General features: G+C 41.6%; 11 protein-coding genes. 8 read left to right on the top strand and 3 right to left on the bottom strand.

The genetic code is table 11. From position 1 onward, the window contains the following. Window positions 1-8: 8 nt before the first annotated feature. The 3 genes from ASU31_RS20350 to ASU31_RS20340 form a co-directional block, all read right to left on the bottom strand. On the bottom strand, window positions 9-3146 hold the full coding sequence (locus tag ASU31_RS20350; RefSeq protein ID WP_245224573.1) for a TonB-dependent receptor domain-containing protein: 3138 nt from the start codon (window positions 3144-3146) through the stop codon (window positions 9-11). A 186-nt stretch (window positions 3147-3332) separates the two neighbouring features. Continuing rightward, window positions 3333-4307, bottom strand: a complete 975-nt coding sequence (locus tag ASU31_RS20345) for a FecR family protein (protein WP_057934109.1) — start codon at window positions 4305-4307, stop codon at window positions 3333-3335. Between the two features lie 64 nt (window positions 4308-4371). Then, window positions 4372-4980 (bottom strand): RNA polymerase sigma factor, encoded by a 609-nt coding sequence (locus ASU31_RS20340; protein ID WP_057934108.1) that lies wholly within the window; start codon window positions 4978-4980, stop codon window positions 4372-4374. Window positions 4981-5554: 574 nt separating this feature from the next. Here ASU31_RS20340 and ASU31_RS20335 point away from each other — a divergent pair. From ASU31_RS20335 to ASU31_RS20300, 8 genes are all read left to right on the top strand, one after another. Then, a complete protein-coding gene (locus ASU31_RS20335) occupies window positions 5555-6166 on the top strand; it encodes an RNA polymerase sigma-70 factor (protein WP_057934107.1) in 612 nt (203 codons plus the stop codon). Between the two features lie 79 nt (window positions 6167-6245). After that, window positions 6246-7271, top strand: coding sequence for a FecR family protein (locus tag ASU31_RS20330; RefSeq protein WP_057934106.1), 1026 nt, complete (start codon window positions 6246-6248; stop codon window positions 7269-7271). Between the two features lie 166 nt (window positions 7272-7437). Then, on the top strand, window positions 7438-11001 hold the full coding sequence (locus ASU31_RS20325) for a TonB-dependent receptor (protein WP_245224572.1): 3564 nt from the start codon (window positions 7438-7440) through the stop codon (window positions 10999-11001). Next, complete coding sequence (locus ASU31_RS20320) at window positions 11001-12734, top strand: DUF4397 domain-containing protein (RefSeq protein ID WP_157258153.1); 1734 nt, start codon at window positions 11001-11003, stop codon at window positions 12732-12734. The genes ASU31_RS20325 and ASU31_RS20320 overlap by 1 nt, the downstream gene beginning before the upstream one ends. Further along, the gene (locus tag ASU31_RS20315; protein ID WP_245224571.1) at window positions 12734-13969 is read left to right on the top strand and encodes a hypothetical protein; all 1236 of its coding nucleotides are present in this window, start codon (window positions 12734-12736) and stop codon (window positions 13967-13969) included. Before ASU31_RS20320 ends, ASU31_RS20315 begins: the two co-directional genes overlap by 1 nt. Before the next feature lie 12 nt (window positions 13970-13981). Then, complete coding sequence (locus tag ASU31_RS20310) at window positions 13982-15091, top strand: fasciclin domain-containing protein (RefSeq protein ID WP_057934104.1); 1110 nt, start codon at window positions 13982-13984, stop codon at window positions 15089-15091. A 15-nt stretch (window positions 15092-15106) separates the two neighbouring features. Next, on the top strand, window positions 15107-16444 hold the full coding sequence (locus ASU31_RS20305; RefSeq protein ID WP_167346219.1) for a fasciclin domain-containing protein: 1338 nt from the start codon (window positions 15107-15109) through the stop codon (window positions 16442-16444). Between the two features lie 3 nt (window positions 16445-16447). Continuing rightward, window positions 16448-17047: fasciclin domain-containing protein (locus tag ASU31_RS20300; protein WP_167346218.1), on the top strand; the 600-nt coding region annotated here is incomplete at its 3' end.

Below are 17047 nucleotides of genomic sequence, written 5' to 3'. Positions count from 1 at the left end.
TTTTATGTTTAAAAATTTACCCTTAGTGAGCCTACAAACTGTCTTGGAGCAGAATATGTAGAATAGGAAATACCGCCGGTTGTAGCGCCATTCTGTCCTTGGGCACTTCCACTGATCGTTGTTTCCGGATCGAAACTTGAGCTGGCAAAGTTGAGTGGGTTTACAACTGAAAAACCAATATTTACGCTCTTAACAGCTTTGTTCCATGCTGCTGGCTTAAAATTATAACCTATCCCGATGGTCCTGATCTTGATGTAATCGGTTTTTTCGACAAACATGTTAGTTACATCCAGCCATCTGGTTCTTCCACTTTTATCAATTTCGTCCTGTGGAATCCCCTCTGTTGAGGTACCATAGTTAAAGCGGAACTGTCTGTCAAATGATACCGCGTTTGCACCTTTCTGGTAATCGGCATTAGCAAAGAAATTGAATGATCTGTACTGGAAATTCATCCCGATACTCCCAAAAAGATCTGGTATGGTAGTACCCAAGTTTTGTTGTGCAGCTGTACTTACCAGTAGTCCCTGGGCGTCAAATACCCCATAATTCCCCCTGATAAAGCCAATTGGATAACCTTCCTGTACAACTGTTTGCACTGTTCTGGCACTGAAACCATTAATGTTAAATGGAGCGGCACCGCCTGAACTTACCACCTTGTTGTATAAGGTATTCACAGATATGTTGAATCTAAGGCTGGTATAAGTCGTTTTAATGGGGGTCAGAACGGTGTTGAATTCCAGTCCCCGGTTTAAAATTTTTCCTGTGTTTTGCAACTGACTGCTCTGTCCCGTTGATGGGGCAGGTGGAACTACAAATAATGCATCTTTGGTGATTGAATGGTAGAATCCTGCTGAAAGGATAACCCGGTCGTTCAAGAACCCAATATCAAGACCTGCTTCGATGGTTGTTGTTTTCTCAGGTTTCAGGTCATTATTTCCGGCCTGGCCAAACGATGCGGCCTGTTCTCCATTAAAACCAATAAATGATATTGTGCGCTCATTAGCAAAAGGAGTAGGGAAGTTGCCCGCAATACCATAATTGCCGCGAATCTTCGCGGATGACACAACTTTTGAAATAGACTGGAAATACTTTTCAGCACTTGGAATGTAAGAGAGTCCAACTTTTGGATAATACTGGATGCCAATATTCTTTCCGAAAGCTGAGTTACCATCACCACGTAAACCTAAATCCAGAAACAACTTGTTTTTATAGCCGGCATTTTCCTGCAGATACATACCATAACTTGTTACTGCAGAATAGTACTCATCGCCCGTACGGGTAGCAGCAATATTAATGGTTTGGGCACCATCCCTTATATTTGTTCCGCTATATTGGATCTGGTGGTCCTCGTTTCTGAAAAGTTGACCGCCTGCTGTGGTAATAAAAGAAAAATCACCAACCTTAGCCTCATACTGTCCGTTAAACTCAAAAGTTAATCCTAGATAATTTCTGTCAAAATTATCTATGCTTCCCTGATTGGTAATCACGGTGTTGGTCGTATGTGAAAGGTATTCATTGGTTGTGATTATATTTTGCCTCTGCGCACGGTAATCAACTCCGCCTGTAGCCTTGAAGGTTAGGTTTTTTAAAGGTTGGTACTTGAAAATTTGTGAAGTCTGGAACCTGTTGATGGTGATGCCGTTATCCTGCAAAGCTTCCGCTTTATCTACAAATGCAGTGATTGCAGAGAATTCATCATCGCTCATTGCATCAAGATCGCTTTTAAATCTTGGTCCTGTGATAGAAGATGCTCCGCTCTCTGCAAACCATAAACCCGTATAGCCACCCTGGTTTCCGTTCCGGCTTCTTTTGTATTTGTTGTTGATATAACTAAATGAGCTTTCATAGGTAACCTTTGTGCCTAAAGAGGCTCTTAAGCCAGTTCTGAGATCAATTCTCCTATTGCTATTCTGGTCATAGATCTGCGTACCAGTACTGTTTTGGTAACCTCCCGAAAAGCTGTATCCGAATTTACCATCACCACCATTCAGGGCAATATTGTGTTTCTGATAAAATCCATTCTGCATCAATAGATCTTTGGTGCGTTTAAAGTGAAGGTAATCTGTTGTTGGTGTTTCTACACCCAGTTGGGTTTCCAGGGTAATATCCGTTTTATCGGCGCCACCTTTTTTGGTAATGATCTGGATAACTCCATTGGCGGCATCTGAGCCATATAAAGTAGTGGCCGCGCCGCCGTTAACGAATTCGATTTTTTCAATATTGTCCATCGGGATGTCAGAAATAGAACTGATTGCAGCCCCGGTTGCACTGCCACCACCTAATGCTGCCCGGGTATTTAGGTTGTCCATTCTAACCCCATCCACATAGATGATAGGCGTAGAGCTAATGAAAGCAGAGTTGACTCCTCTCGAACGGATGATTGATGTTGCGCCGGCCTGCCCTCCTGTTAGCCTGATCTGGGCATTAGGTAATTTCGATTGCAATAACTGGTCTATCCTGGATGCAGGAATATCCCTGATGTCTTTTTCAGAAATGCTCACCACGTTTGAAGAAAGCCTTCTTTTGCTCACATCGATTCCCTGTCCGGTCACAACGATCTCATCCAAACCTAAAAGGTCTTCTTCTAACCGGAAGTTGATGGTCAGGCTTGTAGAATTTCTTGCAACCATGAATTCCTGGGTTTTGAATCCAATCGATCTGGCTTCAATCACAATGTCCTGATGATCTGATAGAACCGTTAATTTGTAATTCCCCTTACTATCCGTCTGGGTGATTGCAGTACCGCCTTTTACCCTGATACTTACCCCTGGCAGACTTTCGCCAGTGCGTTTATCGGTAATTGTTCCCGAAACATACATTGGAGGAAGTGGTTTTTTTGTATTAATAAGAATGTATCTGTCGCTGATCTGCAGGATTTCTACAGGCGAATTTTTCATTAACTGACCCAGGACTTCAGCTACGGATTTTTGTCTGGCTTCTATGCTGAAGTTTTTTGTATTGATTAAATTATTATTTTCATAACCAATTATGAACGAAGTTCTTTTTTCGATCAGATCCAGTACTTTTCTCAAGGAAAGATCTTTCGCCGAGAGGTCTATTTTGATTTCATTCATAGATTGTCCGGCAGTTGGTCCCGCGAAGAGCAATGCATTTGAAAGAAAAAGCAGGGCTATTGTTAGCTTCATTTTTAAGTTAAAAAGTGACCATGACGGGTGTTTGCAACCCGGGTAATATTTTTGCATATTTGAATAATTTTTTAATGTTTTTAAGAGATCATTGGAAATGATGAGCATTGCTTCAATGCTCATAACTGGCCGAAAGTGTTAGCGCATTTTCGGCTTTTTTTGTTTTTTACACCTGTTACATAATCTTTATTTTATAGTGATTTGATTGGTTCGGTAGGTAAATTTTGTTTTCGTAAGAATCGACAGGATTTCCATTACCCTGTTTGCCGGTTCCTGGTTAAAGCGGATCGTATATCTTTTTCCTTTATCGATTTTTGGATTGAAGACTACATTTAGGTGATAGTATCGTTCCAACTGCGTTGCGATTTCACCTACTGTTGCATTATCGATATAGAGTTTATTGTCTTTCCATGAAGATATCAGTGCAGCGTCTTCAGTTTTAACTGTTGCACTTCCCGTAGATTTATCAAAAGTTAAACTAGCATTTTTGGTCATGCCGGTAGCAAGTACTTCTTCGCCTCTTAATGTTTTTCTAGAAACCCTCACTTTCCCGGTGGTGACGGCAATTTTAATTCTATCCAGATCTGGATATGCGTTAATATTGAATGAAGTGCCGACAACGATGGTTTTGAGTACACCAGATTTTATGATAAAAGGCTTTTTCTTATCTTTTGCTATTTTAAAAAATCCTTCTCCCTTTAGCGCTACATTTCTTTCACGTTCTCCAAAGTCCTTAGCTACTATTAATTCACTACCAACATTTAGCAATATAATTGAACCGTCTTTTAATGTAATTTCCTTGGCAGCTTGATGGCTGGATTTAAAATTGATATCCGTTTCAGGTATTCCGCTGTGATGATGCTGTTGGTAAAAGGTAAGCCCTGCACTGATCATTAAGAGAAATATGGCTGCATACTTGATGTATCGAGACTTCATTCTGGTTTTTCTATGCTCCAGGGTTTTTTGTAGAACATTGTTTTTGATCGACCTGCCTAAGTTTTTTATCGCATCTGCCCGGTTCAGGTGAGCATCTTCATGCGATTCTTTTCCCAGTTCTTCGTACCACTTCTCAACAGCCTCGAGTTCTTTTGCGTTTGCTTTTTTCTCAAGGTATTTTTTAAGTACCGATTTTAATGCTTTTTGATTTTTATGTTGTGACATCGTTACTATAGAGATCACAGCTGAGGGTGGAGGGTACTTTAAGCGCTTGTTAAGTTTTTGTTAATTATTTATGGTGAAGGAGGGCTGCCAAAGCCAGAATATGGATAATTGTGCCTTCAGAATTGTACTTTCCTAACTTAAACCGGATTGCACTCATGGCTGCGCTGATATTATTTTTAACAGTCTGTTCAGACAGGGAAAGCGTTTTCGCAATTTCCCTGATCGGCAGATCCTGTTCCCGGCTTAAACGGTAAGGTCGCTGTAGTCTTTCCGGAAGCTGACTGACTTCATTTTCAAGGATGTTTTGGAGCTCATGGACTAACAACAGATCGTCTGTCTTTATCTCAGATGGTGCTTCTAAGGCCGTCGATAAAGCCTGCTCATCTGCAAGGGTTACCCCTGGTCTGGAAAAATGATTTATCACCGCATATTTGGCCGACCGGAAAAGATAGGGGGCCAGGCTGTCATTTTTATTAAGTATAATGTTTAAACGGTTTTTCCAAAGGCTTAGGAAAATATCCTGGACCATATCTTTAGCATCCTCTGAATTTTTGATCTTTGAGTAGATATGTCTGTACAACTCTTCCCAGTATCTATCTATAATTGAAGTATAAGCCAAATGATTGCTGGCTTTTATCAGTTCGAATAGATTACTGTCAGAGGATGGGTTCATAAACTGTGTGCAAAACTAGTCGCTCAGTATGAACTCCATATTAACTTTAGGTAAGGAATGATGTAGATTTTAGGAGCAAATTTGATCTCAGGAGAGGAGGGACCGCTCCTGTTGAAAAGAAGGATTAATCCAAAAGAATCGAGTGGCTTTTATGTCGTAATGCTTTTTATCAAACCAAATCATTAAACTTTTGGTCTGCACTTTTAAATGTGATCTTACTTATTACTTTTGCAGCGGTCAAGAGAAAATGATCGCTGTAGAGCGCTTGCCGGGAGCACGCAGAAGGTTCGATTCCTTCCTCTACAACATTAGCGGTAAATGATAAGCAGTCTATCCACTTTTTATTTTGGACAGGGCTTCATGGCTTGTTCATGTTTGGTTTCTAATTTTACAATATACATATTGGCTATATCATTTGGTTAGTAAATAAGCCGTGACAGATGTTGTGGTTTATTCTGTTTTATTCCCATCAGGTCCGTTAAGCTACGGTAATGTTCAATAACTTAATATTGCCTTAATATACAACGCCGGTATAGGTTTTATTTTTGCTGCACAGAGATTCCCTTTCCCAGGCATGTTCAATAAGATAAAAGATTTACCGGATGCAGTATTGTTAGAAAAGCATAAAAACGGAAGTCCTGCTGCCTTCGATTTTCTTTTTAAACGGTATTATGCGGCACTTTACCGTTATGCCTTAAAAAACATTAAAGATACTTTTGTTGCAGAAGAACTGGTGATGGATGTGATGCTCGGTCTGTGGAAGAAACAGGGTGACATTTCAATAGAGACCGATCTGGGCCCATATCTTTACCGCTCGGTCAAAAATGCGCTGTACAACCATTACCGCAAAAAAATAATGGCTACTGTTGAGCTTGATGAACAGCTCGAGACCGAGGTTGTGAAATCACGGCCCTCAGATGATGCACTGGTGTACGCACAGCTCGAAGAGATTTACCGCGAAAAACTTAGCCAGTTAAGCCCTGCCCGCAGAAAAGTATTTCAGATGAGCAGGGAGGAAAATAAAACTTATGCCGAAATTGCCAGTGATATGAACCTTTCTGTAAATACTGTCGAAAATTATATGGTTGCGGCGCTTAGCTTTTTCAGGCAGCACATAAAAGAGCATGCCGATTTTACACTTTTTTTGCTTCTGGCGGCGCATATTCTTTTGTTTTTGCCTTCCTAAATAAAAAATATATTTTTTCTGCCTTTCGATAGGTGGTATCCTTAAAAAGTTGTGTTATGATGATTGAAGAACAACCTCAATGGATCATAAAACGGAAAAAAAAGCCCTCATCAGAAAATATATTAACGGCGGATGTACGGCGGAAGAAACTGCCGAGATAAAATCGCTGCTGTCTGCAGGTGACCTTTCTGTTCTTTTTTCCGAGGTGATGGACGAGATTGCGGCATCAACTGCTGATGAGTACATTGAACCAGATGTTTCGCAGGCACTTGCGAAATTCCACGGAATGCAATCGGCCGGAAATATCGGTGGTAATGAACCAATTGTTTTAGGCTTAGCATCGAAAAATATAAAACTCCGCAGGTACCTATCGTATGCCGCGGCCATTGCGTTAATTATCGGTTCTATTTCACTGTTGATCCCAAGACTGGACAAAAAAACTCAGCAGTATGCACTAATAGATCAGCATTTTGAAAATCCAAAGGGCAAGCGTTCCAAAATTCTTTTGCCAGACAGTTCGATAGTATACCTGGGCCCGGGCAGTACACTTTCTTTTCCTTCAAAATTTGCCACAAATGTTCGGGCGATATCTTTAAAGGGGGAAGCTTTTTTTGAAGTCACTAAAAATCCGAAAAGGCCATTTATCATTCATACGGGAAATATAGTAACCAGGGTATTGGGCACCTCCTTTAAAGTTGATGCTTTTTTAAATCAACCGGTGAGTGTTTTGGTAAGTACAGGAAAGGTGAGGGTAGACCGTGAAGTAAACAAGGTATTACATCCTATTGCGGTATTGCTTCCAGGCCAGAGTGTAGTGTGGAACGGGAAGACCGGTGCGCGTGAACTGGGTAAAGTACCTGTTGAAGATATCATTGCATGGAAGAACGGAAAATTGGTATTCAGGAAAACAAGGATTGCTGATATTACCGACATTTTAGAAAGAACCTATAATGTTGCCATCGAAATAAAAAGTCCTGCGGTAGCTGAAAGGCAGATCAGGGTGAATTTAACCACCGATATCCCGTTAAGCAAGCTGATTAAGATTCTCAGTATTGCGGGCAATTTTAACTATAAAATCAATCAAAATCATGTTAGCATTTTTTAGGAGAGAAAGGATGGGGATGTAACAAACAGACTAATAATAAAAACGTCCCCCTTTGAGGGAGGACGCGTAAATCATCAACGGACTGGCTGTTTTCGAAGACCCGTCAGCCCACGATAAAATATTCATAATATCCGCCCAAAGGCGAAAAATCATAATGATCAAAAATATGCAAAAAGTATTACATCTGCATGTTTCTTTTCAATATGCAAGGCAATGTTATAAGGCCTTGTATCATGTTAAAAAGAAACTGAGGCAGATGGCTGATAACAATCTGCCCGCAGATAAAATTTATTTCTTTATGAAATGCTCTTTTCTAGTGATCCTTGCAAATCTTACGGGCTTAGGGCTTCTCTTCGCCAATAATGTATCAGGTCAGGATCTCAATCGGAAAATCAAACTCAGGCTCGAAGCCGCAACTATAGAAAATAGTCTGGCTGTTGTAGAAAAACAGGGCAATATCCAGATTAATGTGGCGGTAAACCTGTTGAACAACATAAGCAAAAAGGTTAACCTCAATAACGAAAACATCAGTGTTGCCGATGCACTGAACAGCATTTTAGCCAATACCAATCTTAAATACAGTGTGGTAGAGGGATATGTGGTGATTACCAGAAAACCAGTGCCGATTTTAATCACAGGAACGGTTTTCGATGAGAAGAACAAAGAGACGCTGATTGGGGTAAGTATAAAAGTTAAGGGCGGGACTGCTGCAGCGTCGAGCGATGTGAACGGAAATTTCAGGATTACCGTTCCGGAAGGTGGTGCTATCTTAATTATTTCTTACATGGGCTATATTAGCCGCGAAATTAAAGTCGATGCCAGTACCAAAGTATTAAACATTGCTTTAAAGTCCTCAACTACACAGCTGAATGAAGTGATGGTACAGGCCCGCAGAAAAGGGAATACCGATGTTGCTGTACTCGATGAACGTAAAAATTCGGCCATTGTACAGGATGCAATTTCAGCCCAGTTAATAGAGCGAACAGGGAGTATCACAACCACGCAGGCTTTGCAGCGTGTTTCAGGGGTTACGGTAACAGACGATAAATATGTAGCCATCCGCGGTTTAGGCGATAGAAGTGTAATCGGGCAGCTGAACGGTGTGCGTTTAGCCTCATCTGATCCCGACAGGAGCACCATACCATTGGATCTGGTTCCGGCATCACTGCTTGATAATATAACCATATACAAAACCGTAACACCTGATAAACCGGCCGATGCCGCTGCGGGTATTGTAGAATTGAAAACCAAATCCGTTCCTGAAAAGGAAACTTTCGAGATCATCGCCCAATCAGGTGTCAACTCGAATGTGGGTATCGGCGGTCAGTACAATAGCTTCTGGAACAGTGATATGGGGGCCTTTGGCAATAAGATCAGTAATAAAAACTTAAGCAGCGACTTTAAAAACCTGGCCAGTCAATATCCTAACGGCCTGGGATCTATCCAAAGTATGATTGCCAACAGCAATTATAGCCCTACAGCCTATCAGGAAGTAAACCGAATCAACAACATTATGCAGTCTTTCGATCCGGTAATGACTACACAGTACAAAAAAGCGCCGTTAAACCAGTTGTATTCGGCTACATATGGCAACAGCTTTAATGTGTTTAAAAAACATAAACTCGGTTTAATCATGGGCGGAAATTACTATCGCCGCATTACCGATATCAGCGGAGGCGATTTAACCCAGTACAGCATTTACCAGGGGGTGGTTACCGGTAACCCCGATGTTTACAGTCCACGGAACATTCCGAACTATATTACGCCGAACAGTTTGTATATGGGTAAATACCAGACCTATAAAGAAAACACTGGTATAGAAACACTCAACTATGGTACCCTGGTTGGGCTTACCTATCAGTTTAACCGCCGTAACGAAATCAGCATGCAATACCTGGGCAGCTGGGGTGGCGAAACCAAAGCCACTAATTTAGCTGGCCGGTATGAATATACGGGCTTACCGGGAGAGGTAAAAACGACAACTTATTCGTTAAAACAAACCTTCCGTAACCTGAACACTTTTAACCTGCAGGGTGAGCATAAGTTTTTTGATAAAGAATTATCCCCACGTTTAAGTTATAATGTAGCCAGTTCGAGATCGAAACAAAACGATCCTGATTTCCGTTTCGCCAGTTTGGCCGATTATATCCCAAGGGGTGGTGGTTATTATACAGTAGGAACAGGAAGTGGCGCTCCTGCAAGCGTTTACAGCAAACACCTTTATGCCTTAACCTCTGGTTATGTAAACGGTTTTGGCCCTTATGGCATTATACAGGCCGAACCTAACGGAAGAAGGTGGAGGAATCTTGATGAGAAAAACTACAATTACAAAGGTGATTTAAGTATCCCTTTTAAACTGTTCGGACAAAAACAGGAATTGAAAACCGGTGTAAATTATCTGTTCAGGGACCGGACCTTTAGCGAAAACCAGCTTTTTCTGCCGGGATCTAACTTTACCAGCAATAAGGCCTTACCACTTTACGGCGCCGAAGGCAATCTGGACCGCCTGGTAAGCAGCGAATTTATCGGTGTTAAACTCCCTACCGGAAATCAGGGCGAGGGCATGATGCCTATTAGCGGATTTTTATACAATAGCCAGAAATCGCCCAATAACTATACAGGTTATTTCGAAACCAATGCATTTTATGGCATGCTGGATTTAAAGCTGACTGAAAAGCTGCGTATTGCAGGTGGTGTCCGCTTCGAAATGACCAATATTGGTTCATCTGTTGATACTTCCGGTGTGTTTTTAGATCCTTCGCTTACTGCCGGAGGAGCAAACGGAGGCAAAATTCCTTTAAATCCGATTAATCCAAACTCGGTATATAAAACAGGGTATAAACCATTTTACTCGGTTAATGCAACCTATACGCTAAACCATAACATGAATTTCCGTAGTGCTTATAACACTACGCTCGCCAGACCAGAATTGAGGGAAATTACCAATGTTTTTGAATTTGATGCCTTTCAGATGGGGTTAGTGGTCGGTAATCCAAACCTTAAAAACCAGTTTACCCAAAATCTCGATTTCAGGTGGGAATGGTTCCCGGCAAAAGGAGAGGTGCTTGCTGTTTCGGCATTTGGTAAACGTATCGAAAATCAATTGGTAAAGGTTTTTAGCTTGCAAACCGCTGGTTTAGCAGCTACCTATCCCGAATTTCCTACCATTCAGTTCCAGAACGATCCTAACGTGGGGCGGGTATGGGGACTTGAATTAGAGGTAGTGAAAAGCTTGGGCAATATCTGGGATCCATTGAAAAATTTCTATTTCGGTTCTAACTTATTGCTCGCACAGAGCGACATTAAAAAAACGCCTGAGCGTTACGAGGCCATCCGCTCGCTCGACCGTTATACACCAAAAAACAGCCCGCTTTTTGAACAGGCACCATATTCTATCAACGCCTGGTTAAATTATGAAAATCCAAAATCGGGCTCTGATTTTACCCTAACCTTTAATGTGGTGGGCGAACGTTTGGTGCAGATTAACCTCACCGGCGAACCCGATTTATACACCCGTCCGGTACCCGTTTTGGATTTTGTATTCAGTCAGCGCCTTACTAAAAGTGTCAAGTTTAAAGGTTATGCCAAAAATATCTTTAACCCCGATATCAAAACCGTGTATGCGAACCCGCAAACAGGGGGCAAATGGTATGGCAACGAATACATCAACAGAAGTTATACCCGTGGTGCCGAAATTATGTTAGGCTTTACCTATAATCTATTTAAATAATGAATAAGATAAATTATAAATGCTTTAGTCTGCTCTGCTTCAGTATGATGTTGTTGTTTCAGGCCTGTAAAAAGGAAAAGACCAATTTCGAAGCAGATAACAGGATTTTAACGCAGAACCGCGTCAGTTCAACTGCCCGTATTATCAATATAGCAGGTTTTAACCAGGTGATTGCCAATGGCGACAGCCTGACCAATTTTATCGTGCGGGAACCTAACAAGCCAAACAGCCTGCAGTATCCGGGTACTTCGTATTTTCCCTCAAACGGACAGTTGGGGAAAACCTGGTTTATTCCGCAAGACCTGTTCAATGCACAGGAAACCGCTAAACTCGATTTTATGGCGAGAAGTTATACCCCTGTCGTTGTGGGGAATGTAAAACTCGATGTAAAAAACGATTATAACAATCCAACCGATTATTTTCTGCTACCAACTTTTGCAATGGATGATCAGCCGGAAGTTGTTACTATTAAAAGAGGGACTACCGCGCCATCAAAACCCGATCATTTTAAGATCAGGATTGTAAACCTTTCCGGATCAATTAAAAACCCAGCACTTAACAGCAGTGGCAGCCAGGAAGATTTGAGTGGAAACGTGTCGCTGGCTTATGCTGATGGTACCCTGGTTGATGCGAGGACCAATCACATCGGTCCGGTGGCAAGGGCTTCAGAATATATAGAACTGCCTTATGGAACCTATCAGTTTAAAGTACTAATGGACGATGGAAGACAGATGCCGGCCTTAGGCGCAGGTTTAGATGCGATCACCCTGATCGATCCGCCTACTTCAACCATTCCTGTTGATTTGATGAGTTCAACGAAATTAACTTATGCACCAATTCAAACCTATCAGCCAGGGGGGATTTATACTATTTTGATTGCTCCGCAAAAATTTGATTATTTAATCAATGAACTTGATGAAACTGCATCAACCTACCAAAATTCATTTCAGGTAATTAGCGATAACAGTCCATCGGCCAATAGTACTTATTTCAGGATACAGGGTGTAAATGGTCTGGTGGCGCAAAATGTAAGTTTTAAAGTAGATGGAAAAACAATATCCAGCAATTTAGCTTTTGGTACAGCTGGCGCATATACAAATCTTGTCCAGGGCAACCATACCGTTGAAGCTTTGGATGCATCTGGCAAAACCATTGCCAGTGCCATTCAGGTGCTCCGTCCGGCGCAGAACTATACCGCATGGTTATATCCCGATCAATCCGGTACGCCCAAGGTACTCATTGTAGCCAACGATTTAAGTGGTACAACCTATCTAGGGGCAGAAGACGATGCCACTTACAGCCGCAATGAGTACCGTTATTTCTTCTTTAAAAGGTTTTTAAATCTTTCGGTGGGTAATCCTTATATCACTTTTACCCAAAGCAACGGGCAATCTTCGGCCGGAGGGAATGACAATGCAAATGCAGGTGTTAACCTTCAACCTGGTATGCCCTTGTTCGAACGCCCTTATATCAGTAATGTTTATACACAAAAAGCATTCGAAATTATGGTCTACCGTTCTAAACCCAATGTGGTGCCGGGTATATGGGCCAATGATATCGAGGTGTTAAAAAGCGAGGCATTTATTGCAGACAAAAACCTTTATCAGAAAGTAGGGCGGGGATTGCCTGTACAAGAGCCTGGAATTTATACTGTTGGTCTTATCGGCCAGTCGGGCACAGGCAGTACGCCCGCAAGTAAAGCAAGAATGATCATTATCAAACACAATAAATAATGAAAAAAGAGAGATTAAATAATAGAATGATAAAAACAGGATTTGAACAGTTGACATGGCTTTTTGCTGCCTGCCTGCTATTGCTTAACCCAGGCTGCGTTAAAGTAGAATACTCTAAGATCGACGATCCGGCATACTTAAGGGTGTTCAACAACCTTAATTATGTGCAAACGCTTGGCAGTAAGGATAATAAAGTGCCGTTTTTTTGTATGCTAATCAATCCGGTGTTGGATGGTAATGGCATGCCAACGAGCGCCGAAATTGTAGGCGACTTTTTAGATCAGCGCGATGCCTACGCACCTCCATATCCATCGCACATTGGGACCAGTACCTCGCTTAACAATCCCGAATATCCTGGAAAGGAAAATGTATTGGTTGGTCCAATTTTAAACGGTTTCGATTTAAGCAGCTGGGCACAGGTTCCATCGGGCAAAATACGGATCATGTTTGCTTATCGTCCGAAAAATACAGTACCCTTTTTTCAGTTGGAGAATCAGCTAAAAAAAGATATCCTGATTGATACCGTACTTAACCTCACCAGTAAAGAGGTATATACCCTGCACGTACTGCAAAAAGATTTTGTAACAAAAAGAACCGGGCTCTTGCTCCGCGAAGAGATTTTTCAAAAGCTGCCTCTATCTGATTCTCTTACCTATGTTAACTTTTACAACATGAGTGCCAAAGGTTATTGGGAAGCCGATAAATCGCTTAAGGCCGAAGATTATTTGATGGCCAGTTTTCAGGGCGGAATGAAAGATGAAATGAATGTTTTCCTGTCGCTTTACGAAGATCAAAGTAATTTAAGTGCCAGGGCAGCTACAATACCTGGTTTTAAAGGGAAATATCTTGCCAATGTTAAACTGAATACGACAACAAGTGATGTAACTCCTTACGTAAGTTTCCCGATCTGGTCAGGTAAAACTGCCAATGGCATCACCACAAACATGTGGCAAAGGTTCGATTTTTTTGTACCAGGTATGGATATTACCAATAACCCTTTTTACGAAGCCTCAACCGATAACGGGGGAAACTGGGTTTCTGTTAACTGTCTACAAAATGGCAAAGTAAGGATGACAAGTAACGATAATGCGGCCATACTTCCCAATCTGCTGGTCAATATCCATTCAGGTGTAAATAACCCTAAAACCTTCGCCACGGTAAATACGGTAGAAGTGGTTAATGGCAGGGTTTATCTAACCACTATTCAACGAAAATATGCACCGCCCATTTATTAAAATATGATTTCAATGAAAAAATTAAACAATTTCAATCATAACAAACCAGTCTTAAGAATGGGTAAGGTGCTTTTTGCATTGATCGTGGGTTTGCAACTGCTATTTTTTGCAGGCTGTAAACACGATGATTTATCGGTGCCCTTACCTAACGAAAACATTCGTCCGGCAGCCGATTTTGTAAAGAACAATTATGAAATGCGCCTTTTTTATGCCGCGCTCAAAAAAACAGGATACACCGAACAGTTAAATGGAGCCGGACCTTTTACGGTGTTTGCGCCAACCGACGAAGCCTTTAACCGCCAGGGTATTTACAGCACGACAGATTTTGACAAAATGAATGTCGACAGCTTAAAGAAAATAATCGGCTATCATATTCTGCCACGTAAACTGATGGTAAATGATATGCCGAGTAATGGGGTAGATATCCGTTATGCTACGCTCACAGGTCCGGAATTATATCTTTCGCGTGCAGCTTTTAATCCCAATGGAGGTGTTGAAAACGAGCTTTACATTGATGGGGTTGAGGTGATCAGGAAAGATGTGGTTGTAGCCAATGGCATATTGCATTTAATGGATAATGTAATGAAACCAAACTTTAACAAAACAGTACAACAGTGGCTGGCAGCACATCCTGATTATAGTGTGTTTGTTCAAGGTTTAAAGAAGTTTAACCTGTGGGATCAATTGGCCATAGGTACAACATTCACCATTTTTGCACCCAATAATAAGGCTCTTGAGGATGTTGGCATTACCGAAGCTTCCTTAAATACATTGGAGACTGGTAAATACATTGGCGACAGGCTTTTTGGGGCTTATATTTTATACGGCAGGCACTTTTTTATCTCCGATTCCCAGGTGTTTTCACTGATCAATAATAACGGTGCCTATAACTATTTTCTCAAAAACGATAGCCATTATATGAATTTCGGAGGCGGAAAGTTGTATCCCGAATTTAAGCTGGGCTATTCCCTTACACTGCGTAGCGGTAATACCATTTCTGATGTCATCTTAAACTCAGTGACCAGCAATTTAACCGCAAAAAACGATAACCTGTGTAGCAACGGCATTGTACATCATTTAATCCGTGGATTGGTTACGCCAGAACAAGCGATCAAGAAATAATATATCATTATGAATATGAGAAATTTAAGAAACTTTTGGGTATTCGTTTTATGGGCTTGTATCCTTTTTTTAGGTGCCTGTTCAAAAACGGAATTTATGCCCGATCTGGAAGGGGCCAGGGTCCCGTTTCAAAGCGATGCCACGCAAACGGTAGAGCAGTTATTGACCGCTTCGCCTGCGAAACTGTTTTACAGTGCATGGCAAAAAAGCAATATCAAAAATATCCTTAAACAGCAAGGCAGCAAAGTTGTATTTACGGTTTTCGCACCAAACGATGCGGCCATGCAGGCTGCGGGTTTAAGCGCTAGTGCCATTAATCAGCTGCCTGTAGAAGAATTGGACAGTTTGATGATGTTTTATACCTCCATTGGCCCGGTAACCAAGGATGAACTGAAATTGCGGAGCGATAATTTTATGGTGAAAAGTCTCTTGTCCCATCCCGGTCTATATGTTAAGTATTATGACAATGCCGAAAGCAATAATCAATATGATTTATATTATTATAGGCATTATATGGGGTTAAAAGGCGATGATTTACTGATGAACGGTAAAAACGTGGGTAAAGTGAATTACCTGCCTGCGACAAACGGCGGACTTTATATTATAGAAAAAGCCGTAGAAAGACCTACAAAAACCATATTGGAAGCTTTAAAAGCCGACGGACGGTTTACGATGTTCATTGAATCGCAACGCATGGCGGATGAGCTTTTTCTTGATAAAATTGGTGCCGATATTGAGGCAGTTTTTGGGTTTAGACCCGAACCGGAAGACATTATGAGGGACTATGCCTACAACCGCCTTTATTATAAAAAGGATTGGGGAATAGAAACGCCTCTATATGCAGGTTATATTGGGCCAAATATCACGGTCTCCACTTTGTTTGCGCCAACAGATGAAGCTTTTCATCAGGCCGGATTTCAAACCGTTGCCGATATCCTGAAATTTAACGAACGCAGTATGGATGGTGTTTTTTTTGATGAAAACAGCTATTCGGCTGTAGGCGCTTTCCCGATGGATACTGTATACAATTTTCACCGTAACTGGGGCAGGATGTTCCAGCCAGCCACTTCAGGAGGTGACAAAGCCGACAAAAATGCAACGGTATTTTATAGTAATGTGCTGAAGCCGGCACTTAATAGCTATCCGGTTAATATTGGTGGAAATCCTCCGATAGAATATACCTATACGATGCCGCTCGAGTTTTCGCTCAGCAGCAACAACAGTGCTCAGCTTAAGGTAAAAGGCTCTGAATACCCTGCGGCAACAGTTGTCGATGCAGATATCAATACCCTTAACGGACCAATACACGTGGTAGACCACTTACTTTTCCCCAAAGGATTTAAACTTAAATAGAACATGGCACAGCAATTTAACCAATACCATAAGAATACCTTATTTTCTTTATTGCTGATGGCCATTTTGGGTGCATCGTGTAGTAAAGATGAAAATAAACTGAGCGATTACGACAACAATAAAATTAACCTCGTTATTGCCGATAACTTTAATCTTTCATCGTTTAGTGCAGCGTTAAAACGCAGTGGTCTTGATAAAACCTTACAAGAGGGTGCCGGACCTTACACCGCTTTAGTACCTTCGGATGCCGCATTTTCATTGGCGGGCTATGCAGGTCCGGTAAGTGTGCTCACCGCAAACCCCACTATTATTTCGCGTATTGCCCAATACCATACCCTGGATGGAAAATATGAGCTGAATAAACTGCCCTATCTGTTTAACCAGGAGCTACGCTCGCGGGGGGGTAAGTTATATGCCACACACTGGATCAAGGGAACCGATACTGTGCTTACCCTAAACGGCTCGCGTATCATATCACAGAATATCCCGGCTTCAAATGGCTTGATCCAGGTAGTTAACCGGGTGTTAAGTCCTTATCTGCACGATTTACTGGGCGATGCCGTTTCGGCTGAATCGAACATTACCCTTTTTACACAGGCTTTA

Origin of the sequence: Pedobacter ginsenosidimutans (assembly GCF_001442625.1) — a bacterium.
Taxonomy (GTDB): Bacteria; Bacteroidota; Bacteroidia; order Sphingobacteriales; family Sphingobacteriaceae; genus Pedobacter; species Pedobacter ginsenosidimutans.
The sequence above is the reverse complement of the archived record's forward strand: the minus strand, read 5'-3'. Positions and strand labels throughout refer to the sequence as shown.